The organism is Kribbella qitaiheensis (assembly GCF_042657745.1).
GTDB classification, from domain to species: Bacteria; Actinomycetota; Actinomycetes; order Propionibacteriales; family Kribbellaceae; genus Kribbella; species Kribbella qitaiheensis.
On record NZ_JBHSKE010000004.1, the window covers coordinates 43,615 to 63,693 of the forward strand.

Annotated in this window: 22 protein-coding genes; 7 read left to right on the forward strand and 15 right to left on the reverse strand. The window is 68.4% G+C overall.

Annotation, left to right across the window (positions count from 1 at the left end; translation table 11 throughout):
* Positions 1–7: 7 nt before the first annotated feature.
* The 11 genes from ACFPJ1_RS02815 to ACFPJ1_RS02865 all read right to left on the reverse strand — a co-directional run bounded on the left by ACFPJ1_RS02815 (position 8) and on the right by ACFPJ1_RS02865 (position 8,349).
* Positions 8–331 (reverse strand): DUF2469 domain-containing protein, encoded by a 324-nt coding sequence (locus ACFPJ1_RS02815; protein ID WP_077012708.1) that lies wholly within the window; start codon positions 329–331, stop codon positions 8–10.
* Between the two features lie 76 nt (positions 332–407).
* A complete protein-coding gene (locus tag ACFPJ1_RS02820; RefSeq protein ID WP_380101199.1) occupies positions 408–1,106 on the reverse strand; it encodes a ribonuclease HII in 699 nt (232 codons plus the stop codon).
* Between the two features lie 40 nt (positions 1,107–1,146).
* Positions 1,147–1,911 carry a signal peptidase I gene (gene lepB, locus ACFPJ1_RS02825; RefSeq protein WP_380101200.1) on the reverse strand — a complete coding sequence of 255 codons (765 nt, stop codon included), beginning with the start codon at positions 1,909–1,911 and terminating at the stop codon, positions 1,147–1,149.
* Positions 1,908–2,537 (reverse strand): signal peptidase I, encoded by a 630-nt coding sequence (gene lepB / locus ACFPJ1_RS02830; RefSeq protein WP_380101201.1) that lies wholly within the window; start codon positions 2,535–2,537, stop codon positions 1,908–1,910. Before lepB (ACFPJ1_RS02830) ends, lepB (ACFPJ1_RS02825) begins: the two co-directional genes overlap by 4 nt.
* A 137-nt stretch (positions 2,538–2,674) precedes the next feature.
* Complete coding sequence (rplS, locus tag ACFPJ1_RS02835) at positions 2,675–3,034, reverse strand: 50S ribosomal protein L19 (protein WP_132298789.1); 360 nt, start codon at positions 3,032–3,034, stop codon at positions 2,675–2,677.
* A 154-nt stretch (positions 3,035–3,188) separates the two neighbouring features.
* The gene (gene trmD, locus ACFPJ1_RS02840) at positions 3,189–4,409 is read right to left on the reverse strand and encodes a tRNA (guanosine(37)-N1)-methyltransferase TrmD (protein ID WP_380101202.1); all 1,221 of its coding nucleotides are present in this window, start codon (positions 4,407–4,409) and stop codon (positions 3,189–3,191) included.
* On the reverse strand, positions 4,409–4,966 hold the full coding sequence (gene rimM / locus ACFPJ1_RS02845) for a ribosome maturation factor RimM (protein WP_380101203.1): 558 nt from the start codon (positions 4,964–4,966) through the stop codon (positions 4,409–4,411). The genes trmD and rimM overlap by 1 nt, the downstream gene beginning before the upstream one ends.
* Before the next feature lie 145 nt (positions 4,967–5,111).
* The gene (locus ACFPJ1_RS02850) at positions 5,112–5,363 is read right to left on the reverse strand and encodes an RNA-binding protein (protein ID WP_020389433.1); all 252 of its coding nucleotides are present in this window, start codon (positions 5,361–5,363) and stop codon (positions 5,112–5,114) included.
* 5 nt (positions 5,364–5,368) lie between these two features.
* Positions 5,369–5,935 (reverse strand): 30S ribosomal protein S16, encoded by a 567-nt coding sequence (gene rpsP, locus ACFPJ1_RS02855; RefSeq protein ID WP_380101204.1) that lies wholly within the window; start codon positions 5,933–5,935, stop codon positions 5,369–5,371.
* 318 nt (positions 5,936–6,253) lie between these two features.
* Positions 6,254–7,600, reverse strand: coding sequence for a 6-phospho-beta-glucosidase (locus ACFPJ1_RS02860; protein WP_380101206.1), 1,347 nt, complete (start codon positions 7,598–7,600; stop codon positions 6,254–6,256).
* Positions 7,597–8,349, reverse strand: a complete 753-nt coding sequence (locus tag ACFPJ1_RS02865) for a DeoR/GlpR family DNA-binding transcription regulator (protein WP_380101208.1) — start codon at positions 8,347–8,349, stop codon at positions 7,597–7,599. Before ACFPJ1_RS02865 ends, ACFPJ1_RS02860 begins: the two co-directional genes overlap by 4 nt.
* A gap of 125 nt (positions 8,350–8,474) precedes the next feature.
* On the opposite strand from ACFPJ1_RS02865, the gene ACFPJ1_RS02870 reads away from it, so the two are divergent.
* From ACFPJ1_RS02870 to ACFPJ1_RS02900, 7 genes are all read left to right on the forward strand, one after another.
* Entirely contained in the window at positions 8,475–9,464 is a 990-nt protein-coding gene (locus ACFPJ1_RS02870; RefSeq protein WP_380101209.1) for a carbohydrate kinase family protein, read from the forward strand.
* 4 nt (positions 9,465–9,468) lie between these two features.
* Positions 9,469–10,755 (forward strand): ABC transporter substrate-binding protein, encoded by a 1,287-nt coding sequence (locus ACFPJ1_RS02875; RefSeq protein ID WP_380101210.1) that lies wholly within the window; start codon positions 9,469–9,471, stop codon positions 10,753–10,755.
* On the forward strand, positions 10,752–11,684 hold the full coding sequence (locus ACFPJ1_RS02880) for a carbohydrate ABC transporter permease (RefSeq protein ID WP_380101212.1): 933 nt from the start codon (positions 10,752–10,754) through the stop codon (positions 11,682–11,684). Before ACFPJ1_RS02875 ends, ACFPJ1_RS02880 begins: the two co-directional genes overlap by 4 nt.
* 74 nt (positions 11,685–11,758) lie before the next feature.
* Complete coding sequence (locus tag ACFPJ1_RS02885) at positions 11,759–12,577, forward strand: carbohydrate ABC transporter permease (RefSeq protein ID WP_132191591.1); 819 nt, start codon at positions 11,759–11,761, stop codon at positions 12,575–12,577.
* A 71-nt stretch (positions 12,578–12,648) separates the two neighbouring features.
* On the forward strand, positions 12,649–12,843 hold the full coding sequence (locus ACFPJ1_RS02890) for a hypothetical protein (protein ID WP_380101213.1): 195 nt from the start codon (positions 12,649–12,651) through the stop codon (positions 12,841–12,843).
* 44 nt (positions 12,844–12,887) lie between these two features.
* On the forward strand, positions 12,888–14,240 hold the full coding sequence (locus ACFPJ1_RS02895) for a flotillin family protein (protein WP_380101215.1): 1,353 nt from the start codon (positions 12,888–12,890) through the stop codon (positions 14,238–14,240).
* Positions 14,241–14,400: 160 nt separating this feature from the next.
* The gene (locus ACFPJ1_RS02900) at positions 14,401–15,186 is read left to right on the forward strand and encodes a M23 family metallopeptidase (RefSeq protein WP_380101216.1); all 786 of its coding nucleotides are present in this window, start codon (positions 14,401–14,403) and stop codon (positions 15,184–15,186) included.
* A 170-nt stretch (positions 15,187–15,356) separates the two neighbouring features.
* On the opposite strand, the gene ACFPJ1_RS02905 is transcribed toward ACFPJ1_RS02900, so the two are convergent.
* From ACFPJ1_RS02905 to ACFPJ1_RS02920, 4 genes are all read right to left on the reverse strand, one after another.
* Entirely contained in the window at positions 15,357–15,995 is a 639-nt protein-coding gene (locus tag ACFPJ1_RS02905; RefSeq protein WP_380101217.1) for a response regulator, read from the reverse strand.
* Complete coding sequence (locus ACFPJ1_RS02910) at positions 15,986–17,218, reverse strand: sensor histidine kinase (RefSeq protein ID WP_380101218.1); 1,233 nt, start codon at positions 17,216–17,218, stop codon at positions 15,986–15,988. The genes ACFPJ1_RS02905 and ACFPJ1_RS02910 overlap by 10 nt, the downstream gene beginning before the upstream one ends.
* Positions 17,219–17,379: 161 nt before the next feature.
* Complete coding sequence (locus tag ACFPJ1_RS02915) at positions 17,380–18,735, reverse strand: N-acetylmuramoyl-L-alanine amidase (protein WP_380101219.1); 1,356 nt, start codon at positions 18,733–18,735, stop codon at positions 17,380–17,382.
* Positions 18,736–18,963: 228 nt separating this feature from the next.
* Positions 18,964–20,055, reverse strand: coding sequence for an amidohydrolase family protein (locus ACFPJ1_RS02920; protein ID WP_380101220.1), 1,092 nt, complete (start codon positions 20,053–20,055; stop codon positions 18,964–18,966).
* Between the last annotated feature and the right edge of the window lie 24 nt (positions 20,056–20,079).

The window sequence follows — 20,079 nt, forward strand, 5'->3', positions numbered from 1 at the left end:
GGTTGGATCAGCGGCCGAAGTCGGAGTCCTTCGGGACTTCCAGGTCGGTCTTGGCCAGTTCTTCGATGTTGACGTCGCGGAAGGTGACGACCTTGGCGTTCTTGACGAAGCGGGCCGAGCGGTAGACGTCCCAGACCCAGGCGTCGGCCATGGTCACCTCGAAGTAGACGTCGCCGCCCTCGGTGCGGACCTTCAGGTCGACCGCGTTGCACAGGTAGAAGCGCCGTTCGGTCTCCACCACGTATTTGAAGATCCCGACGACGTCCTTGTACTCCCGATAGAGCTGTAGCTCCATATCGGTCTCGTACTTCTCGAGGTCGTCAGCGCTCACGCCTCCACCTCGCTAGCGCTCGGCTCCGGCGGCAGCGCTAAGGCGGCTCTGTTGTTTGTTCGCTCGCTGCGCTCGCTCATCGGCTCTCCACTCCGGTGGGACTGGTCACATTCTGTCCCATATCGGTCCGCATGCTGCGGCGGACATTCTCGAACCGCCGTCGATGTTGTGGACACGGGCCGTATTCGTCCAGTGCCGCCTGGTGCTCAGGCGTGCAGTATCCCTTGTGAACCGCGAAATCGTACTGCGGGTACACCTCGTGCCAGTGCTCCATGATCCGGTCCCGGGTCACCTTGGCGATCACCGAGGCGGCCGCGATGCAGGCGGCCACCCGGTCACCCTTCCAGATCGCCAGCCCCGGCACGCCGAGGCCGTCGACCCCGAACCCGTCGGTCAGCACGTACTGCGGGCGCAGGTCGAGCCGGAAGAGCGCCCGGCGGAGCGCCTCGACGTTGGCGACGTGCATGCCGAGCCGGTCGCACTCGGCGGCCTCGATGGAGACCACCGACCACGCCACGGCTCGGTCGCGGATCTCGTCGTAGCAGCGATCGCGTGCCTTCGCCGTCAGCAACTTCGAGTCCGCCAGTTCGGGGATCTGGCCGCGCTTGCCGTCCGGCAGGATCACCGCGGCGGCGACCAGCGGCCCGGCACACGGTCCCCGACCGGCCTCGTCCACCCCGGCGATCGGGTCCAGCCCGACGCGCCGGAGCGCCCGCTCGTAGCCGTACAGACCGGCGTCGCGCCGGATGGTGCTGCCGCGCGGAAGTGCACTCATCCGCGACTCCGTCGTGCCTCGTTCCGCACCGGTACCTCGCTCACTTGGGTGGTGGCGTCAGGGAGATCGAGGGTTTGTCCGGGGCAGGTCCTGGCGCCGGAATCGTTTTGAACGTGTCGGGGACACCGAGCTTGGCGAAGTTGCTGGCCGGCCAGACCACCAGTACCGCGCGTCCGGTGACCTTGTCCAGCGGCACGAAGGCGGCGTCGCCCGGGGTGCCGCCATCGGCGTTGGTGTCGCTCAGGTGCACCCGGGAGTCGCCCGACTCGGACCGGTGGTCACCCATCACGAAAACACGGCCCGCGGGGACCGTGACCTGGAACTCCATCGCCGACGGGGCGTCACCCGGATACAGGTAGCTTCCCTCGTCCAGCGGCTGGCCGTTCACCATCAGCCGCCCCTTGGCGTCACAGCAGGCGACCTTGTCACCGGGCATGCCGATCAGGCGCTTGATCAGGTGACCGTGGCTGGAGTCCGGCAGCAGGCCGACGACCTCGAAGAACCGGCCCACCGAGCCGCGCTTCTGGCCGCTCTCCTCCTCGCCGAGCCAGCCGCCCGGATCCTCGAAGACGACCACGTCGCCGCGCTCCACGTCGGTCAGTTTCTCGACCACCACCCGGTCACCGACCAGCAGGGTGTTCTGCATCGACTCGCTCGGGATGATGAACATCTGGCCGACGAAGGCCCGCAGGATCGACGAGACGATGAGAGCACCGACCACGATCAGCACGAACTCGCGAGCGGCGGCCGCGAGCCCCGAGCGGTGGGGTGGATTCTCTTTCGTCGCTGTCGGTGTCTCAGTCACTTCTTCAGCCCCGGCTTCTTGAAGGTTTCCGGAGGACGCAGCATCGTCATCCGGTCAGACGGCCAGATTACGCAACAGGCACGGCCAACCACGTTCTCGACCGGCACGAACCCTCCACCGGGGCCACCCATGTGCGCACGGGAGTCGGCGGATTCGGCCCGGTTGTCGCCCATCACCCACAGGTGACCGGGCGGTACGACGACGCTGAACGGCTCGTTCGAGGGCTTGGCGTCCTTCAGCAGGTAATCCTGCTCGTCCAGCGGGATCTTGTTCACGGTGATCCGGCCGGACCGGTCGCAGCAGACCACCTTGTCGCCGCCGATGCCGATCACCCGCTTGACCAGGTGACCCTCACCGCTGCGCGGCAGGATGCCGACGAACTCGCCGACCCGCCGGAACGGGCCGGGGACCTGCTGTTCCTCGTTCAGCCAGTTGGCGGGGTCCTTGAAGACGATGATGTCGCCACGGTCGACGTCACGGTGCAGATAGCTGACCTTCTCGGCCAGGATCCGGTCGTTCGTCGTGAGCGTGTCGTACATCGACTCCGAGGGCACGTAGAAGGCCTCGGCGACGAAGAGCCGCAGGACGACCGTGATGACCAGCGCGAGCACCGTCACGGTGGTCATCTCGGTCAGCAGGCTCAGCAGCGGGTTCCGCTGCTTGAGCCTGCGGTGCCGTCCTTTACTGCGACGTGCCCTCCTGGCGACCGGGCGAGCGCGAGTCGCAGTGCTCGGCGCCATACTTGACCGTCGTCGCTAGACGATCAGGAGGCCGGAACGTCCCGCTTCTCCTTGATCTTGGCTGCCTTGCCGCGCAGCTCGCGCAGGTAGTACAGCTTCGCGCGGCGCACGTCGCCGCGGGTCACGACCTCGACCTTGTCGACGATCGGGGTGTGCATCGGGAAGGTCCGCTCGACGCCGACGCCGAAGCTGACCTTGCGGACCGTGAAGGTCTCCTGCAGGCCACCACCCTGGCGCCGGATCACGACACCCTGGAACACCTGGACGCGGGACCGGTTGCCTTCGACGACCTTGACGTGCACCTTGACGGTGTCACCGGCCCGGAAGGCGGGGATGTCGTCGCGCTTGCTCGCGTTGTCGAGCTCGTTCAGGACGTTGCTCATCAGGTGTCTCTTCCTCGCGCGTGCCACAGGTCACCCACGAAATGCTCGATGGTGAGGAGTCATAGATGTCGCCGATCGGTGGTCACCCCCTGTGGCAGGAGCACCGAACGGCAACAGCGACCAAGTTTGCCACACCGGCATGGCCGCAACGAAATCAGCGTCGCCGTCGCCGCTTCATCAGGAGCACCAGCTCCACTTTCGCAGTCTGTCGCTCCCTGCTTACCTCTCGGTAACCGGTATTCCGGTACAACTGCAGGTTGCGCTCACTGTCCGCACCCGTGGAGAGCTCGTACCGCGTGACCTCGGCGGGCGCGGTCTGCTCCGCGACTCGGAGCAGCTTCTTCCCGACGCCACGGCCCTGCCAGTCCGGCGCCACCATCAGCCGGCCGATCCGGGCCACCTCGCCCTCCACGACCACCTGCACGGACCCGACCACCCGGGCGCCGACCATGGCCTTCCACACCCCGCCCTGGGCGATCCGCGCGACCGTGTGCCTGAGTTCCTCCCGCAGCGGCGGGATGGTCAGGTCGGCGTACGCCTGGCCCTCACTGAGGTACGCCGCTCGCTGCAGGGTGTTGATCTCCCCCGCGTCGGCCTCGATGGCGGGCAGCACCTTCGCCAGCAGCGCGGCGTCCTCCTTGCGCTCCACGACGTCGGCCTTGTGACCGACGGTGGCACCCCAGGCCGCCAGGAGATCCGGCCGGCGCTCGGCGGTACGGCGTACGGACTCGTCGTGATGCCACCTGGCGATCAGGGCGTGGTTGCCCGACAGCAGGACCTCCGGGACCTCGTGGCCGCGCCAGGAGGTGGGCTTCGTGTAGACCGGGTACTCCAGCAGGCCGTCGCCCGAGTGGGACTCCTCGGCCAGGGACTCCGGGTTGCCGATCACACCGGGCAGCAGCCGGGCAATGGCCTCCACCATGACCAGTACTGCGACCTCGCCACCGTTGAGCACGTAGTCCCCGATCGAGACCTCGTCCACCCGCATCCGCTCGGCAGCATGCGCGGCCACCCGAGCGTCGATGCCCTCGTACCGCCCGCAGGCGAAGGCCAGCCAAGGCTCAGCGGCAAGCTCGTACGCCAGGGCCTGGGTGAACGGCCGGCCGGCGGGCGTCGGCACGATCAACCGCGGCTGCGAGGGACCGTCTGCCGGGGCCACGTCGTCCAGCGCCTCACCCCACGGCTCGGGCTTCATCACCATGCCCGCACCGCCGCCGTACGGGGTGTCGTCGACGGTCCGGTGGCGGTCGTGGGTCCACTCGCGCAGGTCGTGCACCCGTACGTCCAGCAGACCGCTCTTGGCCGCCTTGCCGACCAGGCTCACGTCCAGGGCAGCCAGGTACTCGGGGAAGATCGAGACGACGTCCAGCCTCATCAGTCGCCAGCTCCCTGGGCGGACTCTGTCGGGACCACCTCAGCGCCCTCCGGGTCGAGCAGACCGGGCCGGTCGGCCACGACGACGTACTGCGTGGCCAGGTCGATCTCCGGGACCAGTTCCTCGACCAGTGGGACCAGTACTGCGTTGCCGGCCGGGCGGCGGATCTCCAGCAGGTCCTGCGACGGCAGGTGCACCACGTCGATCACCTCGCCCGCTTCCACGCCGTCGGTGGTCCGGACCTTCAGGCCGATCAGCTCGCGGTCGTAGTACTCCTCCGGGTCCTCCGGGCGCTCGTCCTCGTCGATCTCGGCCTGGAGCTCCAGGTTGCGCAGGAGTTCCGCGGCGGTCCGGTCGGGCACCCCGGCGAACTTCACCAGCAGGCGGCCGCTGTGCCAGCGGCTGGCGTCGACCGTGAGGGTGCGCGGGGACTTCTCGGTCGTGACGAGCTTCGCGCCGTCGGCGAACCGGCGGTCCGGCTCGTCCGTCCGCACATCCAGGCCGACCTCGCCCTTGATCCCGTGGGCCCGGCCGATCCGGCCGACGATCACCAGCACCGCAAGTTCCTACCTTCTGACGACGAGCCCGCAGCGGGCCCTACTTGAACCGAGCCCGGAGTGGGCCCACCTATGCACAGTGTCGGTATAGCAGTGAAGGGCCGCACCCAGGGTGTGGGTACGGCCCTTCAGGGACTGTTCGCGCTCAGCGGCGCGGGCGCCGGTTGAACTCGTCGACGAAGTCGATCCGGACCGACTGCTCGGAGCTGAGCGCCCCGACGACGGTACGGATCGCGGTCGCCGTCCGTCCGTTGCGGCCGATCACCTTGCCGATGTCGTCGGGGTGCACGTGCACCTCGAGGGTCCGTCCGCGCCGCAGGTTGCGGGACCGGACGCTGACGTCGTCAGGGTTGTCCACGATGCCTCGGACCAGGTGCTCGAGCGCCTCGGTCTCCATCATGGTCAGGCCTTGGCGTCGTCGGCCGGCGCCTCGGCGGCGGGAGCGTCGGCGGCCGGAGCCTCGTCAGCCTTCGCCTCGACCTTGGCGGCCTCGTCCTTGGGAGCCTCATCCTTGGGAGCGTCGGCCTTGGCGTCGTCGGCCTTGGGGGCGTCGGCCTTCTTCTCGGCCTTCGGCTCAGCCTTCTTGGCGGCGGCCTTCTTGGTCGTGACGGCGTCGGTCTTCACGGTGCCGTGCGCCTCGGCGAGGGCCTCGTTGAAGATCTCCTGCTTGTCGCGCTTCGGCTCCTTGACCCGCAGCGGCGCCGGGGCCTCCAGGCCCTTGAACTTCTGCCAGTCACCGCTGGCCTTGAAGATCGCCTCGACGGCCTCGGTCGGCTGCGCGCCGACGCCCAGCCAGTACTGCGCCCGGTCCGACTCGACGTGGATGAACGACGGCTCGGTCTTCGGGTTGTACTTGCCGATCTCCTCGATGGCGCGGCCGTCACGCTTGGTGCGGGCGTCCATCACGACGATGCGGTAGTGCGGCGCACGCTTCTTGCCGATGCGCTTCAAACGGATCTTGACTGCCACGTTTGTGGGGTCTCCCTCGGGATTTCATGTCTGGTTGAGCGGCAACCGGCGTCGTGGGGACAACGAGCAGCCACTCGAATGGGCCGCCGTGGGACGTGGAGTTAGAGGGCTGCACGCGATCCAGACGGACTCAGCCCGCCATTCTGCCAGATCTCCCCACCCCGAACCAATTCCACTCCCCCTGGGAGGAGCGAGTGGCGCCCAGTCGTGGATAGAGGTGGCCGGCAACCGGTTACCAGCAACGCGGATCCACGACTGAGTAACGACTCACCACTCCGAGACGTGCCGGGCGGTCGCGATGGGAAGGTCGGCTCCGCGTCAGGAGCGGAAGGGCGCGAGGTCGGGGAGGTGGTCGACGTAGCCGTCCAGGAGCTGATGGGCGGCAGTGACCGAGTCGATCAAGGGGTGCCAGGCGAAGGCGCGGACGGCTGCTGAGCGGGAGCCGGTCGCGGCGGCCTCGATGGTGGAGCGTTCGACAGCCTTGACGGCGCAGACCAGGCCGGCCTGGTGGTCGGTGAGCTGGGAGACACCCACCGGCCGCGCGCCGTTCGCGTCGACCGTGCACGGGATCTCGACCACGGCGTCGTCATCCAGGTGCCGGAGGGTGCCGCGGTTCCGCACGTTGAGGATCAGCGAGGCGCGTTCGTTGTGGGCGATCGCCCGCATCAGCGACAGCGCGACCTGCTCGTACCCACCCGCGGACATGTCCCGCTCGTCCCGCTCCCCCGCGTCGGCGACCGCGCGGCTCTCGACCATGTACGTCGATTCGCGCTCGGCCCGGGTCTTCTGCCACAGCTCCAGGGCGGACGAGGGGTGCCGGGCGGTCTCCGCATAGAAGGCGGACTGCTGCTCCAGCAGGAACGTGCCACGCGTCTGCTCGACGGTCTGCACGGCCGCCAGGGTCTCCCGCGCAAAGTAGTAGTAGTGCAGGTACTCGTTCGGAATCGACCCGAGCGAGCGCAGCCACTCCACTCCGAAGAGCCGGCCCTCCTCGAAGTCGCCGAGCGCCGCCGAGTCCGCGAGCAACGCCGGCAGGTGGTCGACACCACCCGACTGCAGCCCTCGCAACCACCCCAGGTGATTCAGCCCCGCGTAGTCGTAGAACACCTGCGACGCGTCCAGCCCGAGGGCCAGCGCGGCCCGCCGCCCGAGCCCGGAAGGAGAGTCGCAGATCCCGATCACCCGGTCGCCCAGGTACGGGATCATCGCCTCGGTCACCATGCCGGCCGGGTTGGTGAAGTTGATGACCCAGGCCTCGGGAGCCACCGCGGCCACCCGCTGGGCGATGGCCGTTGCCACCGGCAACGTGCGCAACCCGTACGCGATCCCACCCGCGCCGACCGTCTCCTGACCGAGTACGCCGAGGTCGAGCGCGACGCGTTCGTCGATCGTGCGTCCTTCGAGTCCACCCACCCGGATCGCGGAGAAGACGAAGTCCGCGCCCCGCAGGGCCTCGTCGAGATCCGTTGTCTCCGTCACCACCGGGGCAACGCCCGGAGCCAGGTCGGCCTGCTGCCGGAGTACGGAACCGATCGACGCGAGCCGGGTGCGGTCGGTGTCGTAGAGCACGACCGAGGTGATCCGGCCTTCGCCGCGATCCCCCAGCAGGGCCTGGTAGACGAGCGGCACCCGGAATCCCCCGCCGCCGAGGATGGTCAGTCTCACGCGAGCACCACCTGCACTCCAGCCTCCTCCAACTGCGCCCGGGTCGCCTCGTCGGCGCTGGGCTCGGTCACCACCATCGAAAGCTCGGACGGCTCGCACACCTTGGCGACGCCGTGGCCTGGGAACTTGGTCGCGTCGGCCAGCAGCACCACCCGGTCGGCGGCCTTGATCATCGCCCGCTTCACCGGTACCTCGATCATCGTGCTGTCCATCACCCGCCCGTCGGGGCGGACCCCGCTGGTCCCCAGGAACAGCCAGTCGACGTGCACCTGCCGCAGGCTCTCCTCGGTCAGGTAGCCGACGAGCGACCGGTAGCTGCGCCGGACGAAGCCGCCCAGGATGATCAGCTCGATCTGCTCGTCGTTCTCCAACTCCTCCAGGACGGCGAGGTTGCTCGTCACCACCGTCACCGACCGCCCGTGCAGATGCTGCGCGAGGCGGAGCGCGGTGGTCCCGATGTCGAGCAGCACGGACTGACCGTCGCTGACCAGGGCAGCGGCCCGCCGCGCGATCCTGTCCTTCTCATCGGCCCGTACTGCGCTGACCTCGGCGAAGGGTTCGTCGCCACCGTCAACAGCCAGTGCACCGCCGTAAACACGGGTCAACCGGCCCTGCTCGTGCAACTGCTCGAGGTCGCGCCGGATCGTCGCCTCGCTGACCCCCAGTTGGACAGCCAGCAACTTCACACCCCCGGCCCCGTCGGCCCGAAGCGCGCGCACGATCTGATCCTGCCGCTGCTTTGGCAACACGGAAAGACCGTATCACGCAAACTACGTCACACTCGATCACAATTGTGCAGGGGTATTGCGCACTTTGCGCATCCGTTCCACACTGTCTGCACGAGTTTGAGCGACCCTGCAGGAGTGTGCTGACGATGAGCGATCGAGACACGCCACTGGACGTGGTCGTGTCCGGCCTGCTGTTCCACGACCTCGTCCTCGGCCTGCCATCCGCACCGAAGCCCGGCACCGAGGTGTGGGCGTCGGATTCGGCCGAGAGCCCGGGCGGGATCGCCAATTTCGCGGTCGCGCTGGCCCGGCTCGGCCTGCGCACCGGACTCGCCGCGGCCTTCGGCGCGGACGACCTCGGCCACCGTCTCTGGGACAAGCTGACCCGGGACGAGGGCATCGACCTGACCCTCTCCCGCAAGCTCGACGGCTGGCAGACTCCCCTCACGGTGGCCCTTGCCTATGACAACGACCGGGCACTGGTCACCCGGGGTACCCCTCCCCCGCTGTCTGCCGACGAGCTTCTCACCACGCCGCCGGCCGCTCGCGCCGTGGCCGCTCACATCGGTCCCTGGCCGAACGAGTGGCTCGCCAAGGCGAAGGCGGCCGGCAGCGTGGTGTTCGCCGACGTCGGCTGGGATCCCTCGGAACAGTGGGACCCGGCCGTGCTCGATCAGCTGGAGCACTGCGACGTGTTCCTGCCGAACGCCGGCGAGGCGATGAGCTACACCCGTACTACGTCCCCGGGCGACGCGCTCGAGCAACTGGCGACCAAGGTCCCGGTGGTCGTCGTGTCGGACGGGGCGAACGGAGCCCTGGCGATGGACGCCCGCACCGGCGAGCGCGTCGCAGTACCGGCTTTCCCAGTCCAGGCGGCGGACACCACCGGGGCGGGTGATGTGTTCGCCGCCGGGTTCATCGCGGCCACGTTGTGGGAGCTGTCGCTGGCTGAGCGCGTGCGGTTCGCCGCGCTCACGGCGGCGCTCTCCGTGACCCGGCTAGGTGGTGCCGACGCTGCGCCCCGCTGGGCCGACCTCGCCGCCTGGCAGCAGCACCATCCAGAAGATCAATCCCTTGCCGCGCTGATCAGCGCGCACACCGGAAGCGCACCCCCGCGCGACCAGTCAGGAAGGTAGAACCATGGAGCTCTCACGTCGCACACTGCTCGCCGGGGGCTTCGCAGCCATGCTCGGCAGCACTGTCGCCGGTTGTTCCTCCAGCATGGACACGGGATCGACCAAGAAGAACGCCACCGGCAACATCGCGCTGTGGTGCTGGCCGGGCGGCCTGGGCAAGTCGGTCCTGGACGACACCATCGCGCACTTCCCGGACCAGCACATCAAGTACTCCGAGATCGGCGGCGACTTCAAGCAGAAGCTGGTCACCACTCTCAACGGCGGCACCAGCATCCCGGACATCACCGGCGTGAAGGGCGAGGACATCGCCTCGCTGCTGCCGCAGGCCGACCGGTTCGTCGACCTGAAGACGATCGGCGCCGACTCGTTCCTCGGTGACTACCTGGAGTGGAAGGTCAAGCAGGCCACCACCCTGGACGGCAAGGTGATCGGTATCCCGATCGACATCGGACCCACCGCGCTGTTCTACCGCGAGGACGTCTTCACCGCCGGCGGGCTGCCTGGTGATCCCGCCAAGGTGGCCGAGCAGCTGAAGACCTGGGACGACTTCCTGGCTGCCGGGCTGGAGCTGAAGAAGTCCAACCCGAAGGCGCTGATCGTTGCCGACGCCACCGACATGTACGGCACGATCGTCAACCAGGGCACCGAGCGCTACATCGACAAGGACAACAAGTTCATCGGCGACGGGGACCACATCCGCAAGGCCTGGGACACCGCGGTGAAGGCGATCACCACCGGCGTCGACGGCAAGACGCTCGGCGGTACGCCGGACTGGAACGCCGGCCTCGACCAGGGCACGGTGCCGACCGTGACCGGCGCGGCCTGGGTCGCCCTGGACATCAAGGCCGCCTGCAAGACCAGCGTCGGGAAGTGGCGGGTCGCCCCGACCCCGAGCGGCCCGGCGAACTTCGGCGGCTCGTTCCTCACCATCACCAAGAACGCCGCCGATCCGGCCGCGGCGCTCGAGGTGATCAAGTACATGCTCAGCGCGGACAACCAGGCCAAGGCCTTCGCCGACGCGCAGATCTTCCCGTCCGCCCCGGCGGCCTACGACAAGCCGCAGCTGAAGGCGGCGGACCCGTTCTTCGGCGGCCAGGTGCCGATCGAGGTCTTCGGGCCGGCGGCGAAGGACATCCCGATCGCCTACGAGGCGCCGCTCGACACCGCGGTCGCCGCGCCGTTCACCGACGGCCTGAAGCTGGTCCAGGCGGGCAAGAAGACGTCGGACGCGGCCTGGGCGGAGGCCGTCTCGAAGGCGAAGCAGATCGGCAAGCGTCAGGGCGTTCAGTGACCCTGACCGCGACCGCGCCACCCAGGACGACCCGTACCGCGAAGCCCGCGCGCAGGCGGAGCATCTGGTCGTACTGGCGGTTCTATCTGGCGCTGTCGCCGTTCTACCTGATCTTCCTGGTGTTCGGGCTGTACCCGGTCGCGTCGACGATCCTGCTGGCCTTCCAGAAGTGGGACGGGCTCGGCGCGCGGCAACTGGTGGGACTGCAGAACTTCCGGTTCCTGCTCGAGGACAGCACCTTCTGGTTGTCGCTGTGGAACACGGTGGTGCTGTTCGCGATGTCGACCGTGCCCACCCTGGCGATCGCGATGGTGCTGGCCGTGATGCTGCACTCGGCGGTGCGGTTGAAGGGCGTCTACCGGATCGCCTACTTCATCCCGAACATCACCTCGCTGGTGGCGGCGGCGATCTTCTTCGCCGCCGTCTTCAGCACCAACTTCGGCCTGATCAACGCCGGGCTGCGCTCGCTCGGCCTGCCCACCGAGGACTGGCTCGGGCAGCCGTGGGGGATCAAGATCGCGATCTCCACGATGATCGTGTGGCAGTGGACCGGCTACAACACGATCATCTACCTGGCCGGACTGCAGGCGATCCCCACCGAGCAGTACGAGGCGGCCAAGGTCGACGGCGCCGGGCCGTTCCGCACCTTCTTCTCGATCACGCTGCCGCAGTTGCGTCCGGTGGTGCTGTTCACGGTGATCATGTCGACCATCGGCGGCCTGCAGACCTTCACCGAACCGCAGGTGATGGTCGGCAACAGCGGCGGCACCGGCCAGAGCGGGCTCACCGTGGTCATGTACTTCTACAACCAGGCCTTCGGCGCCAACGACTACGGCTACGCCGCGGCCATTGCCCTGAGCATCTTCATGCTGGTGCTGTTGTTCACGGCAATCAACTGGAAACTGCTCGGCGGAAGGGGCAGACAATGACCGCCGTCACCGAGACAGCGCCGGCCGGTAACGAGCAGGCGGTGCAGGGGCGACGACCCGCGAAGCATCGGCCGGTGAAGTGGCGCGGGCTGCTGCTGCACGCGTTGCTGGCGATCGCCGGCCTGCTCTGCCTGTTCCCGTTCTTCTGGACGCTGGTGATGGCGACCAACACGACGGCCGACATCTACCGGTTCCCGCCGAAGTTCACCTTCGGCTCGCAGTTCGACGACAACGTCCGCGAGGTGCTCGCGAACGTGGCGTTCTTCCAGTCGATGGGCAACACCGCGATCGTGGCCGTCTCGACCACCCTGCTGGTGCTGTTCTTCGACTCGCTGGCCGCCTTCACCTTCGCCAAGTTCCGGTTCCCCGGCCGGAACGCGCTGTTCGTGATCCTGCTCGCGACGATGCTGCTGCCGGCTCAGCTCGGCGCGGTACCGCAGTTCCAGACGATGGCCGCGTTCGGCTGGGTCGGGTCGCTGAAGGCGCTGGTGATCCCGGCCGCGGCCAATGCCTTCGGCATCTTCTGGCTGCGGCAGTACTTCCAGAACTCGATCCACGACGAACTCGTCGAGGCTGCCACGCTGGACGGGTGCGGCTTCCTCGGGGTCTACCGGCACGTGGCGCTGCCGTCGGCCCGGCCGGCGCTGGCGTTCCTCGGGATCTTCACCTTCGTCGCCTCGTGGAACGACTACTTCTGGCCGTTGATCGTGCTGACGAACCCCGATCACCTGACCCTGCAGGTCGCGCTGTCGTCGCTGAACCGCAGCCACGGCGTCGACTACAGCATGGTGATGACCGGTGCCTTGATGGCGATGGTGCCGCTGATCGTGGTCTTCATCATCTTCGCGCGTCAGTTCATCAAGGGAGCCACCGAAGGCGCCATCCGCGGCTGATCCGGATGCTGGCCGAGACAGCCGGTAGGGTGCGGAACCGGTAGCGGCAGGGCAACGTCGGAGGGGGCGTCATGGTTGGCAAACGAGGGCGCGTGATCGGCCGGATCGCACCGGGAATCATCGGCGAGGTGATGTTGCCGGTCCGCGGTGCCACCGAGGCCTTCTACGCTTACCCGGCGGCCGACGAGGTGATCGAGGTGGGCACACCGATCGTGGTGGTCGAGTTCGATCCACCCCGCACGGTCTACGTCGCCCGTGCCATCTGATCTCCGCCCTTCAACCTTCTGTTCCACCGTTCCCTGGAGGGGAAATGCTCTGGACGTACCTGATCATCGGCGCCGTCGCGCTGGTGGTCCTCCTGCTGCTGTTCCGGATGGTCTGGCGGGTGGCGGAGCCGAACGAGGCCCTGATCATCTCCGGCCTCGGCGCGCACTCCAGCCAGGAGCAGATCAACGAGACCCTCGGCTTCAAGATCGTGGTCGGCCGCGGTACCGCGGTACTGCCCGGCTTCCAGACCGTACGGCGCCTGCCGCTCGACATTCGGGCGACTCCGTTGACGGTCACCTGTGTCTCGAGCCAGGGCATTCCCCTGCACATCAAGGGAGTCACGGCGTACAAGGTCGGTGACGACTACGGCTCGATCGCGAACGCGGCCCGGCGGTTCCTGGAGCAGAGCGACGAGCAGGTGATGGGCACCATCCACGAGTTGTTCGCGGGTCACCTGCGCGCGATCGTCGGCTCCACCACGGTCGAGGAGATGCTGCACGACCGGGAGACGCTGACCACGAACATCCGCGGCTCGCTGGCCGGCGACATGGAGAAGCTCGGCCTGGTGGTCGACTCGCTGCAGATCCAGGAGATCGACGACGAGTCCGGCTACATCAAGAACCTCGGCCGTCCGCAGGCCGCCGCCGTCGAGGCGGCCGCCCGGATCGCGCAGGCCGAGCGGGACCGCGAGGCGACCGAGCGCGAGCAGGTCGCCGCCGCGGCCAAGGCCGCCGCAGTACGGCAGAGCTCGATCGCGCAGGCCGGGTACCAGGCCGAGGTCGACCAGGCGAACTCGAAGGCGTCGCAGTCCGGTCCGCTGGCCGAGGCGCTGGCCCGCCAGGAGGTTGTGGTGGCGGAGACCGAGACCGCGAAGCTGAACGCGTCGCTGGCCGAGAAGCAACTGGAGTCGTCGGTGCTGAAGCCGGCCGACGCCGAGGCGTACAAGCAGCGCACGCTGGCGCAGGCCGCGCGCGACGCACAGATCGCGGCCGCCGAGGCGCAGGCCCGCGAGGTCACCCTGCGCGGTGAGGCGCAGGCGAAGGCGACCGAGCTGAACGGTAAGGCCGAGGCGCTCGCGGTCCAGGCGAAGGCGATGGCGGAGGCGGCCGGTATCAAGGCGCGCGCCGAGGCGCTGGCCACGAACACCGACGCGGTCGTCGCGCAGCAACTGGCCGAGGCCTACCCGGAGATCGTCCGCGCGGCGGCGAGCTCGTTCGAGAAGGTCGGCAACATGGTCGTACTGAACGGTGCCCAGGGCATCGAGGACACCCTGGTCAAGACGATCACGATGGGCGGCTCCGGCTTCGCGCTGGCCAAGCAGCTGATCGACTCGCTCGGCAGCAACGGCAAGACCCCGACCCTGGAGGCCGTGCCGGACCAGGACGCGCGGGCCTGACGCCTGTTGTGGGGAAGCCTTTCCACCACAGGTTAATCACCAACGATTCACCCGGATGATCAGTTCCTAAGTCACGGAAGCTGCGCTAGCTTGAGTGCCATCACTCCAAGCGTCACGGGCTTCACCATCCGTGACCGGTCGCCCCGAAGGACTGATCATCGTGCCGCTCAGACGATTCATCGCTGTCCTGGCCTCGCTCCTCGTCGGTGCCGCCACCCTGGTGGCGGTACCGACCGAGGCGCAGGCCGCGCCGAACTTCAAGGCCCCGTTCCCCTGTGGCCAACGCTGGACCTACAGCCACCACTCGGCCGAGGTCCGTCGCGCTCTCGACTTCGTCCGCGCCGACGGCGGAACCACGAACGGAACGCCGGTGCTCGCCTCCGCCGCGGGTACGGCGTACCGGTTCTCGCAGCCCAGCGGCGCCGGCAACTACATCGCCATCGAGCACGGTGGCGGCTGGAAGACCTACTACTTCCACCTCTCGTCGTACTCCGTTGCCAACGGCGCCCAAGTCGCCCAGGGGCAGCAGATCGGCGTCACCGGCAGCACCGGCAACTCGTCCGGCCCGCACATCCATTACGAGCAACTGCTCAACGGCGTCGGCCAGAACATCGTCATCAACGGCTCCGGCCTGGCCTATCCGGGCTCGTACAACCAGTACTACCTGACCAGCGACAACGGCTGCGGCGGTGGTACCGGCGGCGCCTTCATGACCTGGGGTTCCGGCATCCGGGTCCGGGCCGATGCCCGGTTGAACGCGGCGGTCGTGACCACGCTGGCCGGGCCTACCTCGGTCTGGGTGACCTGCCAGAAGCAGGGCGACACCGTGACAGCCGAGGGCTACACGAACAACTGGTGGTCCAAGCTCCGCGACCAGGGCGGCTTCATCACCAACATCTACATCGACCATCCAGCGGCGCAACTCCCAGGAGTCCCCGTCTGCTGACCTGACCGCCCTGAAGTCCGGATCCGCCTTGGCCACAAGGCGGATCCGGCCTTTTGTTCGGGCACAGTTGTGAAGGTCGTCCGGATTCATCAACAACTGGCTTCCGGAATCAGGCAACCGCTACCCCCGCTGCGGCGTTGACCGGAAGCGGTCAGCGCTGGCCGGAGCGGTCAGAGGCCGAGGTGGGCCAGGACGGCGAGGACCCGGCGGTGACCGGAGTCCGTCGGGGGCAGGTCGAGCTTGAGGAAGACGTTGCCGACGTGCTTGTGCACAGCGCCCTCGCTGATCACCAACTTCTCGGCGATCGCGGCGTTGCCGAGGCCCTCTGCCATCAGGGCGAGCACCTCGTGCTCGCGGGGCGTCAGCCGTGCCAGCGGGTTGCTCCGCTTCACCATCAACTGGCTGACCACCTCGGGATCCAGCACGGTCCCCCCGGCCGCGACCCGGCGTACGGCGTCCAGGAACTCGTCGACGCGGGACACCCGGTCCTTGAGCAGATAGCCGACGCCTTCGCTCCCGGCGGCCAGGAGTTCGGCGGCGTACACCTCCTCGACGTACTGCGAGAAGACGAGGATGGGGAGTCCCGGGCGGACCCGGCGGGCCTCGATGGCAGCGCGGAGGCCCTCGTCGGTGAAGGTGGGCGGCAGGCGTACGTCGACCACCGTGATGCCGGGGTCGTGCTCGGCGACGGCCTTGGCGAACTCGTCCGCGTCGCCGGCGACGGCGACCACCTCGAAGCCGGAGTTGTTCAGCAGCAGGCCGAGGCCCTCGGCGAGGATCGGGTTGTCCTCGAGGATCACTACTCGCACGGCAGGATCACCTCGACCGTCGTAGGTCCACCGATGGGACTCCGCAGTTCCATGTGTCCGTCGATCGCCTCCACGCGGTGCACCATGCCATGCAGGCCGCTTCCCCGGCCCGGCAGGTCCGACTGCTCGGTGACGCGGGCTCCCCCGATGCCGTCATCCGTGACCGCCAGATAGAGCTCCGAACCCCGCCGCTCCAGCAGTACGTCGACGTGGCCGGCAGCCGAGTGCTTGGTGATGTTGGTGAGGGACTCGGCCACCACGAAGTACGCAGCAGCCTCTACTGCGGCAGGTACGGCGCCTAGCTCGCCGACGCGGAGTTCGACGGTTATCGGGCAGCGGGCGCACAGTGCGGACACAGCGCCGGCCAAACCACGGTCAGCGAGGATCGGCGGGTACATGGTTCGCAGTACACCGCGTAGCTCGGTCATGGCCTGCTCCGCGCCGTCCCGGGCGTCGTCGAGGAGCTTGGCTGCCTTCTCCGGATCCTCGGCCATCGTCTGCTTGGCAATACCGATCCGCAGGGCCAGCGAGACCAACTGGGCCTGGGTTCCGTCGTGGAGGTCGCGCTCGATCCGTCGCAGTTCGGCGCCGTGGGAGTCCACCGCCCCGGCCCGGCTACGGGTGAGCTCCTCGACTCGCTGGGAAAGCCTGGCAGTCTCCAGCTCGCCTGCACTGGGTGCCAGCAGGCTACGGAAGCCGCGAGCATGTGCTGAGGCTAGGGCTGGAGCAACCCAGCCCATGACGGCCAGGCCGACAAGCACCTGGAGCGGGCCGAGGATGAGGGCGTCGAGCCAGCTGTCGACGTCGAAGCCCATCAGCGAGAACTGCCCCGGCGCCAGCTCCCACAGCACCATCCCGACGAGTGCCGCGGGCACCGCGAAGATGGCGGTGATCGCGATAATCAGCTCCGGGATGGCCACCAGCGCCATCAGCAACAGCCGCAGGCTGCGACGGAAGGACCGGTCGTGGACGAGCGTCACCACGTCGCCCGGCCTCCGCTTGGCGGCCTTCGGCAGCGGCGGCTCCGCCGGCAGCCCGAGGTACGTCGTGGCCTTGGCCCGCTCGCTGTTCGCCAGCTGGACCAGCCCCGCGGTGATGCCGGGGATCGCCCAGCTCAGCAGCAGGCTGATCGGGATCGCGGCCAGCAGGGTAATGCCGATCAGGTACCTGACCAGCAGATACAGGCAGGCCGGCCATCCCCGGTCGAGGATCTTCGTGAACATCGCTGGAGCCTCTCCGTCGTCGTCACCATGATCCTCCGACAACGGACCCTCCACCGTCGGTACAGCAGGCTCTACTCTTCACCGGGCGCCTACTGGATCGTACGACTTCAGAGAGCAGGGTCCGGGGTCCATGACGGCCCCGGACCTGCCGGTCCCGACCGCTAGCAGATGGGCACGCCTGGGAGCTGGGCGGCTGGGTGGTCGATGTAGATGTTGGTCATGTAGCCACCCTGGTCACGCAGCTTCGACCACCAGTTGTTGGTGGTACCCTCAGCGGTCACCGGGTCGCCCTGCTTCTGGCAGGTGACGAACACCTGGGTCGGGCCGGGCAGCGTGGTGACGATCGAGGCGGTCAGCTTCGCGTCCGACCGGACCCGTACGCCGGTGCCGTAGGTGGTGAAGTTGTACGTCGGCGGGTTCGGGTTGCCGCCGTTCACCAGCTGCAGGTAGTAGTTCCAGTTCCAGTTCGGGCCTGGATCGGTGTGGTCGTTGCCAGGCATCTCGGAGTGGCCCTTGATGTGCGCGCGGTCCTTCGGGATCCCGCGGCGCTCGGCGATGTTCTTGGTCAGCGCGGCGGACGCGCGGTACATCGCGTCGGTGAACCACGACGGCTGGTCGACGAAGCCCTCGTGCTCGATCCCGACCGAGTACGGGTTGGCGTCCCGGGCGTGCCAGGCGGTGTCCTTCTCGGCCACCATCTGGGTGATCTGCCCGTCGCTGGACCGGACCACGTAGTGCGCGCTGACCTGCGCGGACGGGTTCTTGAACCAGCTGATGGTGCCGGCGTACGAGCCCTGGGTCACGTGGATGACGATCGTGCTGATCGCCGCTGTCCGGCCGACCCGGTAGTTGCAGGTGCAAGCGGCGTTCCAGATCGCGCCCGGGTAGTCGGCCGCCTGGATCGAGGCCGGGGTCCGGGTGCCGAGCGGGGCCACCTTCTCGTACGCGCCGCGCTGCGGCTGCACCGGCTTCGGGTCGGTGGTGACCCCTTCGGCCCCGACTCCGGCGCCGATGATCTTGTAGACCTCGTCGGTGTAGAGGCGGCCGGTCGGAGCGTCGGCCGAGTGCGAGTACTTGGCGATCACGGTGTACCACCTGGCCAGGTCCTGGCGGGCGGATCCCGCCAGCCCGGCCTGATCGGCGTACGAGTCGAGGACGGCGGCGGCGCCGGTGATGTTCGCCGCGGAGTCCTTGGCGAGTTGCTCGACCGGCAGCCCGGTCAGCTTGTTCGCCTCGGACATGGTCGGGTTCTGCGGATTGCTGGCGAGGTGCATCACGCCGTACCCGTTGGACTGGCTGGGCCGGCCGTCGTGGCCGTCGAGGTGCGACTCGGCGTACCCGATGCCGACCAGCACCTCACGCGGTACGTCGTAGGAGTCGGCGGCGGACTGGAACGCCTTGGCGAGCTCGCCAGGCACGGCCGAGCCGGTCGGTTCGGGTGGTGGGGCGGCGTTGCTGGGGAGCGCTCCGCTCAACGCGATCGCTCCGGCGGCTGCGGCGGCCAGCACCGCGGTCATTCTGGGGACTCTTCTGGGCACTCGGGCGGTCTTACCCATGGGGGTTCGTTCCTTCCCTTGCGACGTCCGCCGCGCCTCCCGCGGCGTCCGTCCCACCGAGGGGCGTCGGCGGGTGCAGCTCACGCTAGGGCAATATCTTCCGGCCAGACCAGTAGTTACGTGAATATTTCCCGTCACAACCCGAAATTGTTCGGTCACTCTGATGTGATGATGCCACCCCGGCCAGCGTCAGGGCGTGTGGACGCGGCCGCGGAGCACGATGTGGGTTGGGTGGGAGAGGACGGCCGGGTTCTTGCGGGGGTCTTCGGGGTAGACGACGAGGTCGGCGGGAGCGCCGGGATTGAGCTCGCCGGGGACTCCGAGCCACTCGCGGGCTGACCAGGACCCGGCCGCGAGAGCCTGCTCGCCGTTCAGGCCGATGGTGGTGAGGGCTTGGATCTCCTCGGCGATCAGGCCGTGCCCGAGGACACCGCCCGCGTCCGTGCCCGCGAAGACCGGTACTCCGGCCTCCACCGCCGAGCGCAGGGTCTCCCGGCGGCGGTCGTACAGGTCACGCATGTGGTCGGCGTACACGGGGAACTTGGCCGCCGCCTGGTCGGCGTACGCCGGGAAGTTCTCGAGCTGGATGATCGTGGGGACCACGGCGACTCCGTTCGCCGCCATCTGGTCGAGCATGTCCGGCATCAACCCGGTGCCGTGCTCGATGCAGTCGATGCCTGCGGCAAGGAGATCCGGCAGGGCGTGCTCGCCGAATACGTGCGCGGTGGCCCTGGCGCCGAGCTCGTGGGCCCGGGCGATCGCGGCGTTCAACGCGTCCGCCGGCCAGCACGGGGTCAGGTCGCCCGCGTCCCGGTCGATCCAGTCGCCGACCAGCTTGACCCACCCGTCACCCCGGCGAGCCTCCTGCTCGACGTACGCGACCAGTTCCTCCGGCTCGATCTCCCAGCCATAGTTGCGGATGTACCGCTTCGAGCGGGCGATGTGCCGGCCGGCCCGGATGATCTTCGGCAGGTCCTCACGGTCGTCGATCCAGCGGGTGTCGGCGGCGGACCCGGCGTCGCGGACCAGCAGCGCACCCGCGCTCCGGTCGGCGATCGCCTGCTGCTCCTGGACGTCGCGGTCGACGGCACCCCGCTGGTCGAGGCCGATGTGGCAGTGGGCGTCCACCAGGCCGGGCACGATCCAGCCGCCGGTATTGACCGTGGTGACGTCAGCAGCGGCGGGCCGGTCGATGACCAACCCGCCGCTGAGGTGGATCTCCTGCTGCTCACCGGCCGGCAGAACCGTGCCGGCGAGCCGTAGTACACCGGTTTCGGTCATAGGGCCGACCGTAGCCGGAGAGGG

Bases quoted from the DNA above. Each gene is read 5' to 3' on its own strand.
- ACFPJ1_RS02920 (WP_380101220.1), bottom strand. From the start codon at position 20,055: ATGACCGAAACCGGTGTACTACGGCTCGCCGGCACGGTTCTGCCGGCC.
- ACFPJ1_RS02895 (WP_380101215.1), top strand. From the start codon at position 12,888: ATGCTCTGGACGTACCTGATCATCGGCGCCGTCGCGCTGGTGGTCCTC.
- trmD (WP_380101202.1), bottom strand. From the start codon at position 4,409: ATGAGGCTGGACGTCGTCTCGATCTTCCCCGAGTACCTGGCTGCCCTG.
- ACFPJ1_RS02875 (WP_380101210.1), top strand. From the start codon at position 9,469: ATGGAGCTCTCACGTCGCACACTGCTCGCCGGGGGCTTCGCAGCCATG.
- ACFPJ1_RS02820 (WP_380101199.1), bottom strand. From the start codon at position 1,106: ATGAGTGCACTTCCGCGCGGCAGCACCATCCGGCGCGACGCCGGTCTG.
- ACFPJ1_RS02870 (WP_380101209.1), top strand. From the start codon at position 8,475: ATGAGCGATCGAGACACGCCACTGGACGTGGTCGTGTCCGGCCTGCTG.
- lepB (WP_380101201.1), bottom strand. From the start codon at position 2,537: ATGACCACCGTGACGGTGCTCGCGCTGGTCATCACGGTCGTCCTGCGG.
- ACFPJ1_RS02910 (WP_380101218.1), bottom strand. From the start codon at position 17,218: ATGTTCACGAAGATCCTCGACCGGGGATGGCCGGCCTGCCTGTATCTG.
- ACFPJ1_RS02915 (WP_380101219.1), bottom strand. From the start codon at position 18,735: ATGACCGCGGTGCTGGCCGCCGCAGCCGCCGGAGCGATCGCGTTGAGC.
- ACFPJ1_RS02890 (WP_380101213.1), top strand. From the start codon at position 12,649: ATGGTTGGCAAACGAGGGCGCGTGATCGGCCGGATCGCACCGGGAATC.
- ACFPJ1_RS02850 (WP_020389433.1), bottom strand. From the start codon at position 5,363: ATGGAGACCGAGGCGCTCGAGCACCTGGTCCGAGGCATCGTGGACAAC.
- rplS (WP_132298789.1), bottom strand. From the start codon at position 3,034: ATGAGCAACGTCCTGAACGAGCTCGACAACGCGAGCAAGCGCGACGAC.